Source organism: Biostraticola tofi (genome assembly GCF_004343195.1).
GTDB classification, from domain to species: domain Bacteria; phylum Pseudomonadota; class Gammaproteobacteria; order Enterobacterales; family Enterobacteriaceae; genus Biostraticola; species Biostraticola tofi.
Genome location: NZ_SMCR01000001.1, coordinates 561397 through 579811, shown reverse-complemented (window position 1 = coordinate 579811; position 18415 = coordinate 561397). Strand labels below are relative to the sequence as shown.

Annotated in this window: 14 protein-coding genes; 6 read left to right on the top strand and 8 right to left on the bottom strand. The window is 51.9% G+C overall.

What is annotated here, in order from left to right; all coding sequences use genetic code 11:
• The first annotated feature begins 844 nt into the window (after positions 1 to 844).
• Positions 845 to 2905 carry a carbon starvation CstA family protein gene (locus tag EDC52_RS02580; protein ID WP_131863709.1) on the top strand — a complete coding sequence of 687 codons (2061 nt, stop codon included), beginning with the start codon at positions 845 to 847 and terminating at the stop codon, positions 2903 to 2905.
• A gap of 663 nt (positions 2906 to 3568) precedes the next feature.
• On the opposite strand, the gene EDC52_RS02575 is transcribed toward EDC52_RS02580, so the two are convergent.
• The 3 genes from EDC52_RS02575 to EDC52_RS02565 are packed head-to-tail and all read right to left on the bottom strand — an operon-like array spanning position 3569 to position 7314.
• Complete coding sequence (locus EDC52_RS02575; RefSeq protein WP_131863708.1) at positions 3569 to 4795, bottom strand: c-type cytochrome; 1227 nt, start codon at positions 4793 to 4795, stop codon at positions 3569 to 3571.
• Complete coding sequence (locus EDC52_RS02570; RefSeq protein ID WP_131863707.1) at positions 4792 to 6558, bottom strand: GMC family oxidoreductase; 1767 nt, start codon at positions 6556 to 6558, stop codon at positions 4792 to 4794. Before EDC52_RS02570 ends, EDC52_RS02575 begins: the two co-directional genes overlap by 4 nt.
• Positions 6559 to 6564: 6 nt before the next feature.
• The gene (locus tag EDC52_RS02565) at positions 6565 to 7314 is read right to left on the bottom strand and encodes a gluconate 2-dehydrogenase subunit 3 family protein (protein ID WP_131863706.1); all 750 of its coding nucleotides are present in this window, start codon (positions 7312 to 7314) and stop codon (positions 6565 to 6567) included.
• Positions 7315 to 7975: 661 nt separating this feature from the next.
• On the opposite strand from EDC52_RS02565, the gene EDC52_RS02560 reads away from it, so the two are divergent.
• Complete coding sequence (locus EDC52_RS02560) at positions 7976 to 9055, top strand: FUSC family protein (protein ID WP_131863705.1); 1080 nt, start codon at positions 7976 to 7978, stop codon at positions 9053 to 9055.
• A gap of 124 nt (positions 9056 to 9179) precedes the next feature.
• Entirely contained in the window at positions 9180 to 9539 is a 360-nt protein-coding gene (locus EDC52_RS02555) for a DUF496 family protein (protein WP_131863704.1), read from the top strand.
• Positions 9540 to 10352: 813 nt separating this feature from the next.
• Here the strand turns inward: EDC52_RS02555 and EDC52_RS02550 are convergent.
• Positions 10353 to 11303 (bottom strand): L-lactate dehydrogenase, encoded by a 951-nt coding sequence (locus EDC52_RS02550; RefSeq protein WP_131863703.1) that lies wholly within the window; start codon positions 11301 to 11303, stop codon positions 10353 to 10355.
• A 168-nt stretch (positions 11304 to 11471) separates the two neighbouring features.
• On the opposite strand from EDC52_RS02550, the gene EDC52_RS02545 reads away from it, so the two are divergent.
• Positions 11472 to 12092: a DNA-3-methyladenine glycosylase family protein gene (locus EDC52_RS02545; protein ID WP_131863702.1), complete on the top strand. Its 621-nt coding sequence runs from the start codon at positions 11472 to 11474 to the stop codon at positions 12090 to 12092.
• 63 nt (positions 12093 to 12155) lie between these two features.
• Here EDC52_RS02545 and EDC52_RS02540 read toward each other — a convergent pair whose 3' ends face one another.
• From EDC52_RS02540 to EDC52_RS02530, 3 genes are read right to left on the bottom strand one after another with little or no spacing between them, the layout of a single operon-like run.
• The gene (locus EDC52_RS02540; protein ID WP_131863701.1) at positions 12156 to 13436 is read right to left on the bottom strand and encodes a cytosine permease; all 1281 of its coding nucleotides are present in this window, start codon (positions 13434 to 13436) and stop codon (positions 12156 to 12158) included.
• 10 nt (positions 13437 to 13446) lie between these two features.
• Positions 13447 to 14133: a helix-turn-helix transcriptional regulator gene (locus EDC52_RS02535; RefSeq protein WP_131863700.1), complete on the bottom strand. Its 687-nt coding sequence runs from the start codon at positions 14131 to 14133 to the stop codon at positions 13447 to 13449.
• Entirely contained in the window at positions 14126 to 14560 is a 435-nt protein-coding gene (locus EDC52_RS02530; protein ID WP_131863699.1) for a GNAT family N-acetyltransferase, read from the bottom strand. Before EDC52_RS02530 ends, EDC52_RS02535 begins: the two co-directional genes overlap by 8 nt.
• 831 nt (positions 14561 to 15391) lie before the next feature.
• On the opposite strand from EDC52_RS02530, the gene EDC52_RS02525 reads away from it, so the two are divergent.
• A complete protein-coding gene (locus EDC52_RS02525; protein ID WP_131863698.1) occupies positions 15392 to 15883 on the top strand; it encodes a GNAT family N-acetyltransferase in 492 nt (163 codons plus the stop codon).
• A gap of 68 nt (positions 15884 to 15951) precedes the next feature.
• On the opposite strand, the gene EDC52_RS02520 is transcribed toward EDC52_RS02525, so the two are convergent.
• Positions 15952 to 17247, bottom strand: coding sequence for an NCS2 family permease (locus tag EDC52_RS02520; RefSeq protein WP_131863697.1), 1296 nt, complete (start codon positions 17245 to 17247; stop codon positions 15952 to 15954).
• Between the two features lie 622 nt (positions 17248 to 17869).
• On the opposite strand from EDC52_RS02520, the gene EDC52_RS02515 reads away from it, so the two are divergent.
• Positions 17870 to 18292: a TraR/DksA C4-type zinc finger protein gene (locus EDC52_RS02515; protein ID WP_131863696.1), complete on the top strand. Its 423-nt coding sequence runs from the start codon at positions 17870 to 17872 to the stop codon at positions 18290 to 18292.
• The last annotated feature ends 123 nt before the right edge of the window (positions 18293 to 18415 follow it).

Here is an 18415-nt window from a genome sequence, read left to right as displayed (position 1 = left end):
GTCAGGCCGGATATGATCCTCGCCCGGTAAATTGCATCGACCGGATGAATGCCGCTGCGGGTTGCTTACAGCCGTTTTGCTGCCATCACGGCGTCGAACCAATTGACCTCCGACGCGCATTTTTTGAGCGGGGTAAGTGCCGTCAGACAAGACCGCGGCTAAACCCCAGCCGCAATTAAACTGAGATGAGTCGATGTTGTATTGGGGTGTGTAAACTGTGATCTGTTTTGCAAAATAACATCATTGTTAATAAGTTTTACTGTTCTTGAAACCATTTATGTTTACCGACCGATTTAGGGATAACCAGTGACAATTTACCGTGCTATATAATGCCTATTTAATTAATTTCATAATATTGGAGTCAAGTGTCATTAATTTACGGAACCAAGGGCATTCTATTAGTTATCATCAATAGTCTATTCATAAGCGGTTTACCGCGTTTTTTATATCATCGGAATAAAAGGAAAGGGTAGCCAAGCGCGTCTGGGGGGAAATAGGTAAGCCGAGGTCCAGGCTTATCTCGCGCGCATATTGCTCTTTTTTACCGGTAACCGGGCACTGATCCAGCCGAATAACAGTAAGGCGTAGGACGTTACCGGCGTAGACGGCGGTCGGCTCGAACCTCCTGGGCTAAGGTAGGCCTGCTGCTGCCCCCCAGCGAGAAATCATAGCCAAAGCCACAGTTTCAGAAAGAGAATATTCAACCCCATTTCCTGGATCACAAATACCAAAAGATTCGCTATCCAAGCCGTAAAACCAATGCTAATAGAAACAGGATTAAAACCGCAAACGGCTTGTCGATAGTTCCGGTTATACCAACTAAAACGGACACGGAGAGGCATAAATGAAAAACGTGGCATCCCATTTGATCTGGCTAGTAATTGCGCTGGCAGGTGCCTTTGCGCTGGGGGTGATCGCCCTGCACAATGGCGAAAAAATAAATGCCCTATGGATTCTGATAGTGGCTGTTTCGGTTTATTTGATCGCTTATCGCTATTACAGTCGTTATATCGCTAATCGGGTATTACAGGTCGATCCGACCCGCATGACGCCGGCGTATCGCCACAATGACGGACTGGATTATGTCCCGACCAATAAATATGTGCTGTTTGGCCATCATTTTGCCGCTATCGCCGGGGCAGGTCCGTTGGTCGGCCCGGTATTGGCGGCGCAGATGGGCTACCTGCCCGGCATGATATGGATCCTGGCGGGGGTGGTGCTGGCAGGAGCGGTACAGGATTTCATGGTGCTGTTCATTTCGACGCGGCGCGATGGACGCTCCCTGGGCGATCTGATTAAGCAGGAGCTTGGCGTAGTGCCCGGTGTGATAGCGCTGTTCGGCACCTTTATGATCATGATTATCATCCTGGCAGTGCTGGCGCTTATTGTGGTCAAGGCGCTGACTAACAGCCCCTGGGGCGCTTTCACCGTCGCCTGCACCATTCCGCTGGCGATATTCATGGGCATCTACCTGCGCTATATCCGGCCGGGCAAGATAGGCGAGATCTCGGTCATCGGCTTTATCTGCCTGATGGCAGCGATTATCTACGGCGGCGATATCGCCCAGAGTCCAACCTGGGCTCCCTTCTTTACATTGGATGGCAAGCAACTGACCTGGACGCTGGTGATTTACGGCGGCATTGCTTCCATTTTGCCGGTATGGTTGCTGCTGGCGCCTCGCGATTATTTGTCCACTTTCCTAAAGATAGGGACCATTTTCGGCCTGGCGGTGGGGATTGTCTTCATTGCCCCTACGCTGCATATGCCAGCGATGACCCGCTTTATCGACGGCAGCGGGCCGGTCTGGTCGGGGACCTTGTTCCCGTTCCTGTTCATCACCATTGCCTGTGGCGCGGTGTCCGGATTCCATGCGCTGATTGCGTCCGGGACCACGCCGAAAATGCTGGAGAATGAAAACCAGGCGGCGCTGATCGGCTATGGCGGCATGTTGATGGAATCATTCGTCGCTATCATGGCGCTGATTGCCGCATCGGTTATCGATCCCGGCGTTTACTTTGCCATGAACAGTCCAGCCGCCGCATTGGGCGGCAGTACGGTTGAAGCCGCCGCGGCGACCATCAGCGGCTGGGGCTTTGAAATTACCCCTGAAATGCTGACGCAATATGCCAAGGATGTGGGTGAAACCACCATCGTTTCCCGAGCGGGCGGCGCACCGACGCTTGCGGTAGGAATGGCGCATATCCTCAGCCAGGCGATAAGCAGCATCAGCATGGCATTCTGGTATCACTTCGCCATACTGTTCGAGGCGCTGTTTATCCTGACGGCAGTCGATGCCGGCACGCGCGCAGGCCGTTTTATGCTGCAGGACCTGCTGGGGACGTTTGTGCCCTCGTTCCGCCGCACGGATTCACTGCCGGCCAATATCATCGCGACCGCTCTGTGTGTGGCGGCTTGGGGTTATTTTCTTTATCAGGGGGTGGTTGATCCGCTGGGGGGCATCAACACCCTGTGGCCGCTGTTCGGCATCGCCAACCAGATGCTGGCCACCATGGCGCTGACGCTGTGCTTTGTGGTGTTGTTCAAGATGAAACGCCAGGCCTATGCCTGGGTCGCCGGTGTGCCGATGTTGTTGCTGCTGATTTTCACCGGTAGCGCCGGGCTGATTAAAATCCTGTCAGCGGATCCGCGGGTCGGCTTCCTGGCGCTGGCGAACAAGTACCAGGCCGGTATCGACCAGAATCAGCTGATCGGGCCCGCCAAATCAATGGAGGAAATGTCCAGGCTGGTCTTTAATAACCAGCTGAATGCCGGGCTGACGGCACTGTTTATTTTTGTTATGGTCAGCATCGTGCTGTTTGGACTGCGTAGCGCCTGGGTGGCCTGGCAGCTGGATCGGCCTAGCGACGCGGAAGTGCCTTATCAGCCGATGAATCCCGTAAAATAAAGCAGTGCCTGCGTCCCGGATAGCCGGTAGGGCTATGTGGGACGCAGGATGCGGGATAGGAGGAAGGGATGGCTGTTTTACCGTTACTGGACGTGTTGGGCAATGCAGCGTGTCCGTTTATAACCAGACGATAAAGCCAATCACCACCGCCCAGAAAATAAAACAGAACAGAAACATTAATCTCCAGGCGACTGCCGGGCTGACTTCTTTCATTGCGATCATATTTATTTCTGCTTAATAATATATACGTAGCGTATTAATCAATAGGTGCATTGATTACTTTGGATTGAATTGCAATATTAATAGTATATAGCAGGCTTGAATAAAAAAGTAGCAACCGAGGGTAGCTGCAGTGTAAATAACAAGTGAATGACGTGCATTTAATAAACATAGTTAATATGAATATATGTAGCTAATGAATTAGTTGAAACAGGTTATTTATTCAAATGGAGTGGGTTTCATAAAAAAAATTTAATTACCGGCGGTATTTTTTAATCGATTGGAAATAAGATGATGTAAGCGGGTTATTTTGTGCCGGGGGGGGATATTTAATGTCAGGGAAAGGCAACCAATGCCGCCCTTCCCTGAGTCATTATTACCTTTCACCTGGGTGAATGCGACCGCCAGGAAATGGCGGCCACATTATCGCCCGGCTATGTCCTCTCAGGGTTTCAGCGCCTGGCGCAACGCTTTCACATCGCCCGGGTCGACCGGCGCAGCTGCATTTCCCCAGCTGTTTCTGATATAAGTCAACACATTAGCCACCTGTTGATCGTCCAGGTTCCAGGCAAAGCTCGGCATTGCCGGTCCGGTCGGGCGCGCGTCGGTCGAGCCGCCGCGGCTGCCGGCCAGCACCACATTGATAAGCGAGGTCGGCTGGGACGCGCGTATCAGCGGATTGTCCGCCAGCCGGGGGAAGATATTTTTCTCACCGCTGCCGGAGGAATTATGGCAGGCGGAGCAGCGGTCGAAGTAAATCGCCTTGCCCGTTACCATTCTAGGGTCATCGACCGCCAGCGGCTGAGGGGCTTTTGTATCACTGCGGTGGCCAGAATCTTTCAGGTAAACCGCTACCGCTTGGAGATCCTCTGCTTTCCAATGTTGGGAGGAATGCTCCACTTCTTCCGCCATCGGCCCTGAGGCGATGTCATAGTGGTTAACGCCGGTGCGCAGGTAGGCAATCAGATCCTCTTCGGTCCATTTACCGATGCCGGTGTGCTCATTGGCGGTGATATCTGGTGCCCACCAGGCACCCAGTTGTCCACCGGCCAGGAACTGTCCCTCTTTATCGCCACCGGTCAGGTTTTTCGGCGTATGGCAGGTGCCGCAATGCCCGGGACCTTCCACCAGATAAGCGCCCCGGTTCCATTGGGCCGATTTCTGCAAATTAGGCGTGAATGCGCCTTGGTTGAAGTTGAGCCAGTTCCAGCCTATCAGACTGAGCCGGATATTGAACGGGAAGGGCAACTGGTTGGTTTCAACCGGGTTGTGGATCGGTTGCAGGGTTTGCAGGTAAGCCCACAGCGCCTGGTTATCCTCGCGGGTCATCTTGGTATAGGCGGTAAATGGCATGGCGCCATAAAGCCGCTTGCCGCCATGACCAATGCCTTCGGACATCGCCCGTTGGAAATCGTCGAAGGTCCAGTTGCCGATACCGGTTTCTTTATCAGGGGTAATATTGGCGCCAAGCAGCGCGCCAAAAGGCGTATCGATCCTGAAACCGCCTGAGAAGGGTTTGTCCGGCGCAGTCGAGTGGCAAGCGGTACAGTCACCGACCACCGCCAGATAGCGTCCTTTCTCAACCTGATCGTATTCCGGCTGGGCCAGAGCGTGCCCGGCGCCGGCCGCCAGGGCGACCAGCCCCAAGGATAATGAAGTCAGCTTGTTCATGCGGTAATCATCTCCCCGGGACGCTTCATGTAATATTGACGAATGGCATAGGCCGCTTTAAATGCCAGCGCGCCGACGGTACCGGTCGGGTTGTAGCCCGGGTTCTGAGGAAATGCCGATGCCCCGACCACGAACAGATTCGGCACATCCCAAACCTGCAGATGTTTGTTTACCGAGCTGGTGGCGGGATCCGCGCCCATCACAAAGCCGCCGACGATATGGGACGATTGATAAGGCTGGGAGTTCCAATGACCTTTCATCGGTCGCAGATAGTATTCGCGCGGGTTCATTACTTTGGCTATTTCGCCTACCCGATCAGTACAGTACTTCGCCATCTTCAGGTCATTTTCCGGGAAATCAAAAGTAATGCGCAGCAGTGGCCTGCCCAGCGGATCTTGGTAATTGGGATCCAGTGACAGATAATTGGTGCGGGTGGTATAGCTGCTGGCCTCACAGCCGATGCTCATGCTGCTGAGGTAGTTTTTCTGTACCTGGCGCTTGAATTCAGTACCCCATTTGGGCGTTCCAGGTGGGGTCGGATGATAACCGATAGGCGCTGAGCCGATAGGCGTGACACGAATGCTGCCGCCGCCCATAAAACCCAGGCCGCTATGATCGAAGTTGTCATTATTAAAGTCATCAATCCCCATGCCGACCGCACCAGCGCCGATAAACGGATTGAAATTTTTATCATCAAAGAACAGCTGGACCGAGTTGGCGGTCTGGTAGGCGTAATTACGCCCGGTGGTGCCGGTGTTGGTCAGCGGGTCATAGGGTTTGCCGATACCCGACAGCAGCATCAGCCGGACATTTTCAAAGGTAAAGGCCGTGACGATCACCAGGTCGGCCGGCTGTTCCCATTCGTCACCGCTTGAGTCGATATAGACCACGCCGGTGGCGCGTTTGCCGCTGGAGTCCATAGTGACTTTCAGCACTTCGCTGTTGGTCAGGGCGGAGAAGTTATCCTTACGCATCAAAACCGGCAACACCGTAGTAATCGCGCTGGCTTTGGAATAGTTGGCGCAGCCATAATTGGTGCAAAATCCGCAAAAGGTACAGGGGCCCATGGTGACGCCCAGCGGGTTGGTATAGGCTTCGGAAACCAGCGAGGAGGGCACCGGGAACGCCTTAAAGCCCATCTTTCCTGCGGCGTCGGCGAACAGTGTCGGTCCGTAAGGCTGTTTAAGCGGCGCGGTAGGGTATTCGCCCGAGCGCATGCCTTCATAGGGATTGCCGCCGTCCCGGCGCTGGCCGTTCAGATTGGACGCATAGCCTGAGGTACCGGCCAGACGCTCAAACTGCATATAAAAGGGCTCCATTTCTTCCCAGTCGGTTCCCCAGTCCTGCAGCACCAGCTCAGAGGGTATCTCTTTCGCGCCATAGCGTTCTGTCAGATGGCTTTTGAGACGAAATTCTTCCGGCTGGAAACGAAAGGTGATGCCGGCCCAATGGTTGCCGGCGCCGCCGGTACCGTTACCGGGATGGAAAGACCCCCAGTTACGCATCGGCAGGGCGGTCTGTCCTGGGTTGTTGCGCACGGTAACGGTGTTCTGCTTGGTACGCAGCATCAGTTCCTGGCTGCGGTTGTAGCGAAGTTCATCGGTTACCGAGGCGACGTTGAAATCCCGGGCAGTGTCGCGCCAGGGACCTCGTTCTATTGCGATGACCTCAAGTCCGGCGTCGGTCAGTTCGTTGGCGATAATCGCACCCGCCCAGCCCAGGCCGATGACGACGACATCGGTTTTAGGGAGTTTCTTTGCCATGCGTATTTAACCCTTAGTGTTCCATTGCTCACTGCCGCGAATACTGACCGGCGTCAAATGTAAATCCTGATTATGTTGTTCTATCATGTCGCGGTAATCGTAGCGCGCACCGGGGAAACCAATCATTTTCCAGGAGGCCATATCGCGGTTGCCGCCATACATCGGATCGGCGAAGAAGCCCTCCATGGTGTTATTCAGCACCTGGGTCATAAACAATTGGGCATCGATGTCGGCCAGCGTGATGTCACCTTTATCGAGGCCGGTCAGGATCTGGTCCTGTTGGTCCGTCGTCAGCTGGTTAAAGGCTTTCTGATGGGTCTGCTGGCAGTATTTCTCTAGCGAGGCCAGGCCGAGGCGATAGCGCTGGGTAGGCACCAGCGGGGATTGATCCCCCTGTTCGGGCGTCCCTACCAGGAATGGACCCTGCATATACAGCCGATCGAAGTTGCCGTAAAAGCTCTTCATCTGCCGATCGATAAACACCACACAGCCTGCGTCTTTGCCGCTGACGCTAAATTCATCGGCAGGCAGCAGACGCTCAACCATGGCCTCAAGCGTGGCGACTTCGCTGTCGGTAAAAAACTGCCAGCCCGTGTTTTCATAGGTTGCTGTGGGATTATGAGCAAAAGGCTGCCAGCCGGGGGTGCCGGTAAGGGTGGCCGCCTTCGCGGTGCCGCCAATGGCTAATGATGCGGCTGAAAACGTCAGGAGCTGCCGGCGCGTAACGCCGGGCAGCGTTTTTTTTCTTTTGGGCATATCAGCTTCCCGTTATGACATTGCTTTGCACTGCCGAAACAGCGCTGTTCACATTGCTGGCTGCGGTCTCCAGATGTCGAAAAACAGAACACCTGAGCGGCAGATTATTTTACATTTTTGCAACTAATTATTATGTTGCTAACAAACGGCGCACTTTGCAATGGTACCGATTCCTTTGATGTTCTTTACAAAGTGAAGCCCGGTGTTAATTCAACGCAATTGGCGGCCAGAACCCCTGCAAATCGCGGGGTTACCGTCACAGAAGTTAAAGAAGTCATTGTGTTACATGTTGTAAGCAAATCAGACCCGCGGGCAAAACCGGGCTGATGAGGTTGCTGCAGCCAGGGCCATGCCTGCCGAGGGGGGAAATATGGTCCCTAACTATTCAGCGGTAATCGTCAGGCTGGCTAAACCCGTATGACCAGTAAGGATAACTATAGTCAGCCCTGGCTGATGAATCGGAGAAAACAGTGTTTAACCCTGAACGGCGAGCGGCAAACTGCCCCTGGCCCGCTTTGACCAGCGGGTCGGAGTCCTCATGGCCTGCTTTCGTTGGCCGGATAGCGCGCTGGGACTGATAAATGTTGAATCAATTAATTATGAGAATGCTATTCAATTTAATTAGAATGCCTGCTGGCTTTCATTCATCAGGTAACGAGCAGTGCGTCTGGATCGTAAAATATCCTCCCTTGAACACGTTATATACCAGCACTATCAGCTAGCCCATGGCCTGCGCATCAGCCTGGCGTTTGTGCTGACGTTTCTGATTGTCAGATTACTGCAGATCCCGGAAGGCTCCTGGCCGCTGATTACCCTGGTGGTGGTCATGGGGCCGATATCCTTTTGGGGTAATGTGCTGCAGCGGGCCATGCAGCGCATCGCCGGTACCCTGTTCGGTGCGCTATCGGGGCTGATTGCACTACGCCTGGAGCTTTATTCGCTGCCGCTGATGCTGCTGTGGTGTGGGGGGGTGATGTTTATCTGCGGCTATCTGACATTGGGCAAACGGCCGTATATGGCGTTGCTGATTGGAATCACCCTGGCGGTGGTGTGCGGCGGGACCGCCGGCGATATGGAAACCGCGCTGTGGCGCAGCGGCGATGTGATTATCGGATCTTTGCTGGCGCTGCTGTTTACCAGCATTTATCCCCAGCGGGCTTTTATTCACTGGCGCAGGCAGATGGGTCTGGAACTGGCTTCACTGAGTAAAATCTATGCCGCCTACCTGTCGCCCAATGTCATTGATCGACCGCGTCTGGAAGGCCGGCTGAAAAAAATCCTCAACGAGGTGGTCAAAAGGCGAGCCCTGCTTACACCCGCCAGTAAAGAGAGCCGGGTCGGCAAAGAGGTTTTTGACGCGATCCAGACGCTGAACAGAAATATCGTCTGCGTACTGGAATTGCAGATTGATGCCTGGTGGGCCTCCAGGGAGAGTCATTTTATTTTGCTCAATGCCACCACCTTGCGCATTACTCAGCGCGCTACCCTCAGGACGCTGATGACGCTTGCCGAGGCGCTGCGCGAGGGCAATCCCGAGCCTATCGTTGCCGAGCGCACTGAGCTGGCCGGTATCGCCAGTGAACTGACGCAACTTATGCAGCAGGCGACGGAGCGGGGACAGGCTGAAGCGGCTATTTATGGGTATGTCTGGCTGAGTCTGCGGCTGACCGAGCAGCTTGAGCAATTGGCGCAGCTTCTTTGCCTGGCGCTGCGCAAGCCCTTGGAGCCGAAGGAAAGCTGAATTGCGGCATTGATGGCCGGCAGCGCGCGGTAGATGTGTTCGCCAGCGATAACTGCTATCCTGTAAGCAGGTAATGGTTCTCGGTTTAACGAATTCACTGGTTGACTTAAGTAAGGAAACAGAAATGGATCACACTAAGCCCTCTTTCCAAAACGTATTGGAGTTTGTCCGCATGTTCCGCCGCAAAAACAAATTGCAGCGCGAGATCGCCGATAACGAGAAAAAAATCCGCGATAACCAGAAGCGCGTACTGTTGCTTGACAACCTGAGTGACTATATCAAGCCCGGCATGACCATCGAAGAAATCCAGGCGATCATTGCCAGCATGCGCACTGATTATGAAGACCGGGTAGATGATTACATCATCAAGAATGCTGAGCTTTCCAAAGAGCGCCGTGATTTGTCTAAAAAGCTCAAGAGCCTGGGCGAGGTCAAAGAATTAACCACCGCCGCGTCCTCGACAATAGGCAGCAGGTCTCTCTGAACCCATTGCTACCCGTTTTATTATCATGAAAACCAGACTCAAAAAGTCTGGTTTTTTTATAATAACTGCATCAATGTTTTAATGTGATAATTAATCTGAATTGTCATAATAAAATAACTCTCTTAAATAAAAATATCGTCCGGGCACAGAATGATGATAGCATAATCACTATGTTTGATTCTTAGGCAATCAACTCATCAATCAGGTGCAATTAATAATAGCAAGCTACATATATATTAATTGATACTTAAGGTATTTATAAGATTATATTTTACTATAGTTCAATGGGATAGCTGCGCGCCTGCGCAAGCGGTGTCAGTCTCTTGATGAACAGGCATCTACAACCTATAGGTAATAGTGGGTAAATTTTTACATGACCATAAAGAAATATGATCCAGGTGTATTCTTTTGCCAGGTTTTATTATTATTTACGGTAGTAATTTTATTTTATTTCTTGGGGAAATTGCGGGTTTCATTTCTGCCGCTTCCGCGTGCTTTGCCTGCCCAATATTCACCGATCATACCGGTTCAGCATGCTGACGAATTGACCTGCTGCTACAGCCCCAAGCATGATAATAACCCACGTCCCTTGCACTGCCCGGTCAGTAACACGCAGCCGACCCCTCACAGCATCCATCTGCTGCTGACCCACTATCAGCAGACACCACGCTGGCATCCTCTGTTCGACCCCTGCAAGACGATATTCAGCCCTAAATTCAGCGGCAGGAAGGCCCTGAAGCACTGGGTGAAATGCGTCATCATTTCACGCCAGTCTTCATGATCTGATGGTCCTATCCCCTGCCGCCGCCCCGTTCAGTGATGGACCACCGCCAGCGTCCGGATGTTCTGCAGTATGACCTGGGCCGATGCTGCAAACTGACGCTGTTCGGTGTCGTTCAAATCCAGCTCGATAATCTGCTCAATACCCTTCTGGGCCAGCACCGCCGGTACGCCTATCGCCAGGCCGTAATGACCGTATTCTCCGTCTAATACACAGGAAACCGCCAGGGCGCGGTGGCTGCTGGTAAACAGATTACGGCAGATTTCAGCGATGGTCCCGGCGACGCCGTATTCGGTACAGCCTTTGCTGGCATAGATGTCCATACCGGTTTGGCGGGTCTGTTCAGCCAGCGCGGGCAAATCAAGGTCTTGCTGCGTTTTCCAACGGCTATATTCGTTCAGGGTCATGCCATAAACCGATGAATGCGACCATACCGGGAACTGGGTATCGCCATGCTCGCCCATGATAAATGCATCAATGCTCTGGGCGGCGATATCCAGCCTATCGGCCAGGATGCGTCGCAGTCGGGTGGTATCCAGCCAAACACCGGTGCCAAGTACCTGGCTACGCGGCAGGCCTGACAGCTTCCATACGTGATAAGTGATGATATCGCAGGGGTTGGTCGCGATAAGGAAGATGCCGTTAAATCCGTTGCGCATCATGTCGGGGACGATTTTATTGACGATTGAAGCCGTGGCCTTCAGTTCGTCGAGCCGCGTCTGGCCGGGTTTGAGCGGACCGCCAGAGACGGTGATCACCGCGATGTCGATATCGCTGCAGTTGCTGGCCGGTCGAGTACTGATGATCATTCTGCCGGGCATGTAGGCGGCGGCATCGGCCAGGTCCTGGCGGTGACCTTCGACCCGATCGCGATTGAGGTCTACCAGCACCAGTTCTTGGCAGATTTGCTGGTTAAGCAGCGCATAGGCGGCTGAAGAACCGACATTGCCGGCGCCGATGATCATCACCTTGCGAGGGTGCATAACGAGGTCCTTGATTGATGTTGGAGCGGGCACGAGGGAAGTGGTCGTGCATTAATGATATGAGATATTAATATTTTAATTAGTAATGTCCTAACTAACAAATAACTGTTCTTTTATCCAGCCCTCGTGGCATGCTGGGACCGATGGCAGGTTAGGGGAGGGGGAGTAATGCCGATTTTCGAGTATGGGGAAAGAGAGCTGGCCTGGCTCTGTCGCAGGGATAAACGTATGGCTGAGGCCATTGAGCGAGTGGGGATGATTGAACGTCCGCTGATGCCGGATTTGTTTGCCGCGCTGATAAGAAATATTGTTGATCAGCAGATTTCTACCAAGGCGGGACTGACGGTTAACGGGCGTTTGCGGGCATTAGCGGGGCAGGTGTCGCCGGCGCGGTTGGAGGCGTTGACTGCCGAGCAGATTCAGGCGTGCGGGATGTCGATGAAAAAGGCGCTGTATATCAAGGGCGCGGCCAGCGCGGCGATGAGCGGCGAGCTGGATTTGCCGGCCATCGGCGGGTATAGCGATCAGGAGGTGGTGACGGCATTGTCTCGTTTGCCGGGGGTCGGGGTGTGGACCGCTGAGATGCTGATGATGTTTTCGCTGGGACGGCCGGATGTACTGAGCTGGGGGGATTTGGCGATTCGGCGCGGCATGATGAATCTGTATCGGCACAAGGAACTGCCCAGGGAACGATTTGAACGCTATCGGCGGCGCTATTCGCCGTTTGGTTCGACAGCGTCGCTGTATCTGTGGGCCTATTCGGCGGCGGAGTTCGCCCGGGGCAAGTGAGGCGTGATCGTTTGGGCATGGGCCGGGGGTTATTACTTACCGTATTGACCCTCATCAGGCTTTTTATCTGCACGGCGAGCGAAAACGCTCAAGCATCAGGTAAGCCACACTCGCCGCGATAATGGCGTTGATCGCGGGTATGCCCATTGTGAAATAATAACCCGTCAAGGCCCCTACCAGGCTTGCGACGATGGCCTTCCAGCCGGTTTTTCTCGTCTGGCTATCAAGGGGCAGCCTATTGAGGGCTCTACTGTCATCGAGTACTGCCCTGTCGGTCTTGAGAATAAAATAGTCAACCAGCATTACGCTGATGATAGGCGGGAACAGGATGCCAAGCAGGTTAAGTAAATCCACGAAGCGGTCAAGGATCCCCATGATTGATAATGTGGTACCGAGCACTCCTATTGTCACAGTGATTATGACGTAAGGTAGTCTGCGACCAGAAAATGCTTGAATGGCGTTTGCAATACCCAATGACGAGGAATAGAGATTGATATCGTTGATACGCATTGTTGATAATACGACCACGACAAGTCCGACACCGCCGATTGCCTGTGACATGATGATCACGATATCGGCGGTGTTGAACATGATGGCAAGCACGATGGCTGCCCCGTTGACCATATACTCCCCGACCAAAATAGTCAGTAAAGTCATCAGGGTGACTTGACGTCCATTGCGGTAATAACGCGTCAGGTCCGGAGTGATGAGGCTGGCAACGATGCTGCCTCCCACCACCATGGTGATAGCGTCACTGAGGAAGAGCGGGTTTGCCGCAGAGGGTGCTGCTATAACGACACCGCTGTTATGGCCATTGATAAGTGTCGTCACACTGTAGATGATGCCGATAGCAAACGTCGGTACGGCTATTTTTGCCAAAAGTCGTAATGCTTTAAAACCAAAGGCCACAATTAACGTCAGAGTCAGTCCTGATAGGGCCGCTGCAGTCTGGAATCCGAGTTTGTGGCCTGATGCGTAGTCCAACGCGTTGGCAAACACGGAATTTTGCACCCCAAACCAGCCCAATAAGCTTACTGCAATCACGAGCCCAACCAGCATTGACCCATTGTTGCCAAACCCGCTCCATCGAGCCAGAAGGCTGCCGGATACGCCCTCTCGCATGCCCGCATAGCCTAAGCCGGCTGTCGCCATAAAGAAAATGCAGCTTCCTACCGTAATGGCTATAAATGCGTCGCTATAGCTCATGGCATGGCCAAGAACGGCACCCAACATAAACTGGTCAAGCGCTGTCAGCATTCCCATATGGACCAGCGCAATACCAAAGAAGGGCTGGCGTGCGTCTGCCGGCACACGATCAACGCTGTATTTTTCTGTCAATTTCATGTGATTGTTCTCAGATAAAACTAATGCCTTTATTAAGCAGTGAAGGGGGAATGTAATTATCCAAATTGTTGGTCTTGCAGTATTCCTCAAGTTGAATAATGGAATGTACATCCGCTTTCTGGTATATGATGCTTATTCTATTGGTAATGGTATTAACCGACTTTTCCAGAAGTTTGGATATCTCTTTACTGCTCAACCTTTTCAACATTAAAAAAATGACGTCCAATTCACACTTGGTGAAAATCTTGAGGTCGGTTCGGGTATGCAAAATGCTGGATTTTTTTCGTCCAATGCACACCATTGGCGAGAGCAGCCGAATCTCTCGGGCATTCCATAATGTTCCCATGCAATCACCTGTGAAGGTTTTGAGCGGTATCTTTTCACTGAGGTAGGGTTGCAGTTCGTTTTTTCCATACCAGAAATCAGTTTCAATAACTGAAACGGATTTATCTGCTTGCTCTGCCAGTTTATCGTGCTCTATAAAACCTGCAGCCAGTTCTGACCAGGCGGCCGGGAAATCACGGTCAGACTTGCCTTCAATAGCGAAGTTTTGCGGGGTGCTGGTATATAAACGAGCCGCGTTATTCATATAAACATGTCGGGAAGCCGCATCTTTTATCCCCCAAGGCTCATTAAGATTCTCTATGATTGAAATCATTGTTGATACTACATTTTGATTATTTAAAATGTTATCCATGCTTATCCCGGGCCTTGGTAAAGACTTTAGCCAGATAATGGCGCTTGAATTTGCGTGCGAAACCACCCAGTGAACCATATTCACTATATCCAAGTTTTTCATAGAATTGCTTTGCCTGGAAATCAAAAGTATCAACATAAGCCATGTGACACCCTCGATCTTCGGCCTCGACCTCGGCCGCATTCATCATTTGACTTCCGTAACCTTTATACCTGTAGCTTTCATTTACCCACAGATATTTTATATCAAGGGCCCCCCACCAGGTTTGAGCAATTAGACCAGCAATAATTTTTTCATTACTGTTGGTTAAACTTACTATAAACGTGTTTATATCGACTGGGTGAAAAATCTGGTTATGTTTCCAAAGTTCATCGATAATTTCATTTTTTTCTTCAAGAGTGGGATTATCAGTAATATTTACATCCATATTGGATTACCTCTGTTAATAGTTCAAGATATAGCTAACCTTAGTTTATTTTATTAGTGCGTTAACACTATAATGCTAAGGAGGGTTATGTCGAATATTAACATTGATTGGCCATAGTAGTGATAAACCACACCTCAATCTTTTTGTCAAGATGTGTAATAGGCCATTTATTATTCGGTAAATAATCGTATTCTCCGATGTCTCAGTGGTTTTTATATAACGAAAGCACGCTTGAAGATTAATTGATTACCCTAGTTTTAAATATGATAACGACTAATTTTAGTAATATTTTTTAAGTTGAAAAAATCTTTGTGTTAATGTGGATGTTTATCTTGCAATGTTCCGATTTTAGTTGGTTAGCTATTCATTAATAATGAAAGTGAACCGGTTTCAACAAAGGATATTCCTATCAAAACAGTTTAGAACTGCGAGAATTAAATTACCCCATTCCTACTGCGATATATATGTTGCCGAAAACCCTGTACGTATATATTACGTTAGGAAAATTGGTTAAGCCAGTAACATCGAAAATAACGCACTATCTGAAATATTTTAGAAGAGCGGGGACATTTACTGAAATCAAAAATTATGCGGGATAACTACGTCCAGAAAAACTACGCTAATGAGTCACTTGAATATTTAACGATATAAGAATTTCTCTATGCCTTCATGAAACGCAACTATTATTTAATTAAAGCGTTGGCGGCTCTGGTCCACTCGTTAACGCATGAGTCTATAAATTCATATTAATCAATGAAATAAATAGCCATCGCGCCATCGACTACGCGCTAATGAAGTTTCAAACTCGAAAAATGACATTTAAGGTACTTTATGAAAAACGCTAAAATTGTCAGCAGTGCTGCATTTAGGCAGGTCAAAAAAGCCGATCTGACAGCACTTTGGCATATCCGAACTGAAGCCATCCTGTCATCGTGCTCTGCAGACTATACCGAGGAAGACACCAATGCCTGGGCTTATACCACCCAGCCCGCGTCGTTTGAAGTTCAATTGTTAACGGCCGGCGCTCTCATGTATAGCATTGACGATAAGGCTATTGGATTTGCTTTTATGGATAAGGGTAAAAACGCGGTAGATGGCTGTTTTGTGGATCCACGTTTTCAACGACATGGCATTGGCAGGTTGCTTATGATCTATCTGGAACGACAGGCCTCTGCTGCGGGAAGCATAAATTTGTCGTTACTGTCTTCGCTTAATGCCATTCCTTTCTACCAGGCGTTGGATTATAAAATAATGAAAATGGACACCTGGCATCATCCAGCAGGATTCTCGCTGGCCTGCGCTGCAATGACCAAAATGTTGTGAGGACTGTGGCTGCTTTGGCAGCGCAGCTATCGCAGCCGGGGCTGCGATAGAACGGCGGCGATAGAGGGTTAAGCGCTGAGCCAGCCGAGTTTGATGACAAACAGGATAGAGAGGATCACCAGGGCTGCGTTCAAATCGCGGAAGCGGCCGCTGAGAAGTTTGACCAGGGTCCAGGTGATAAAGCCGAAGGCGATGCCGTTGGCGATGGAGTAGGTCAGCGGCATGGTGAGGGCGGTGACGGTGACCGGGGCGGCGACGGTAATGTCTTTCCAGTCGATTTCAGCCAGGCCAGAGGTCATCAGCACGGCGATAAACAGCAGGGCCGGTGCGGTGGCGAAGGCCGGGACGCTGGACGCCAGAGGGGCGAAGAACAGGCTGGCCAGAAACAGGATGCCGACCACGATGGCGGTAAGGCCGGTACGGCCACCGGCGCTGACGCCTGCCGCGGACTCGATGTAGCTGGTGGTGGTGGAGGTGCCGAGGAGGGAGCCAAACAGGGCTGCGGCGCTGTCGGCGATGAGGGCTTTGCCCATTTTGGGGATATTGCCTTGTTCATCAGCCAGGCCGGCGCGTTTGGTGACGCCAATCAGGGTGCCGGAGTTGTCGAATACGTCGACAAACAGGAAGGCGAAGATGACGCTGATAAGCGATACATCCAGCGCGCCGCGGATATCCAGTTGCATGAAGGTCGGCGCTATCGATGGCGGCATGGAGACAACACCGGCAAACGGCGAAATCCCCAGCAGTATCGAGAGCAGCGTAATGGCCAGGATGCCAATCAATACCGCTCCGGTGACCCGACGCGCTTCCAGTACCACGATGACGATGAAACCCAGCATGGCCAGCAGCGGGCCAGGCTTGGTCAAGTCGCCCAGGCCTACCAGGGTAGCCGGGTTTGCGACGACCACGCCCGCCCCTTCCAGGGCGATGATTGCCAGGAACAGGCCGATGCCGGCGGCAATGCCGGATCGCAGCGGCAGCGGGATGCTGGTGATGATCCATTCACGGATTTTGAAGATCGACAAGGCAAAGAAAATAAGCGCCGAAAGGAATACCGCACCGAGGGCTATCTGCCAGGTATAGCCCATGTGCAGTACGACGGTGTAGGTGAAAAAGGCGTTGAGGCCCATGCCGGGCGCCAGGGCGATCGGGTAGTTGGCAATAAAGCCCATCAGGGCTGAACCGATAGCGGCCGCCAGGCAGGTGGCGACGAATACCGATTCTTTGTCCATGCCGGTGGCGCTGAGAATGGACGGGTTAACGAAGAGAATATATGCCATAGCCAAAAAAGTGGTCAGGCCCGCGAGGATCTCGGTGCGCACGTTAGTACGATGGGCCTTTAACTGGAACAATTTTTCTAACATGTTAGGTGTCTCATAGAAGTTGTCAGCACTGCCAAAGCAATAGCTATGCCACTATTGGGCCTGGCAGCGGCGGTGGCCGATGCCGGTTCCCTGAGGCGCTGAGGGGCTGCCTGCATTCCCAATCGGCGATAAGGGGATTTATCGATCATTGCCTTGCACTAAAATGACGCATCAGCTTGCCCAAATTGGGGCTTTTGCACCATTTTGTCGCAATTGCTCGGCAGCGTGACTGCCGAACCAGCGGCAGCCTGGCGGGCATACTTTATCAAAGCCTGAACGGTAAATCTTACCCGGATAGGAATTATCTGCATATTCACCTTTTCAATTCACCCGCTCGCGCATTTCTCCGTTACCCGCAGAAGCAAAAAATGGTATCATATGTTATAACGTATCGTATACGGTGGAGGCGTAGAGGCGTAGAGGCGTAGAGGCGTAGAGGCGTAGAGGCGTAGAGGCGTAGAGGCGTAGAGGCGTAGAGGCGTAGAGGCGTAGAGACGTAAAAGAAAGGAGTGGGCAGTGGAACACATCCGGGATAAATCCGATTGTGGTGCTCGATGAAAAAGCGCTATTTGCTCATCATCACTCTGACATTGTGTTGGTGTCAGTTATCAGAGGAATAAACATGACGGTTAAACACCTTCCGGCCGAAGCCGATTTGCTGGCGATGCCCGACGATGATTACATGAATGCTGAACAGCTCACTTTCTTCAAGCTGCGTCTTGAGTCTGAACGGCAGCGGGTACTGTTGCATCTGGATGAGCTCAAAGGGGAAATATCCCGCAGCGATGCCAGCGGCGATGAGGCCGATAAAGCGATGCGTGAAGAAGACTTGCGGATGCTGTTCAGGCAGATAGACCGGGAAAGCCGATTGCTGCCGAAGATCGATGCCGCGCTACTCAGGATCAAGACCGGTCGCTATGGCTATTGCATCGAAACCGATGAGCCCATTGGCCTGCCGCGGCTTTTACTGCGTCCTACCGCTGAACGCAGTATTGACGCAAAAATGACTCAGGAGCAGCGGGAACCGATGTACCGTAAAGCCTGAGGCGGCTGTTTCGCACCCTTTAACGGTATTGCCCGCACACTATTCCGGTGACTGCCGTCATCGGATATCAGATTGATCCGCCTTGATTTACCGTATGACTTCCGTCAACGGATCGCAGATTGG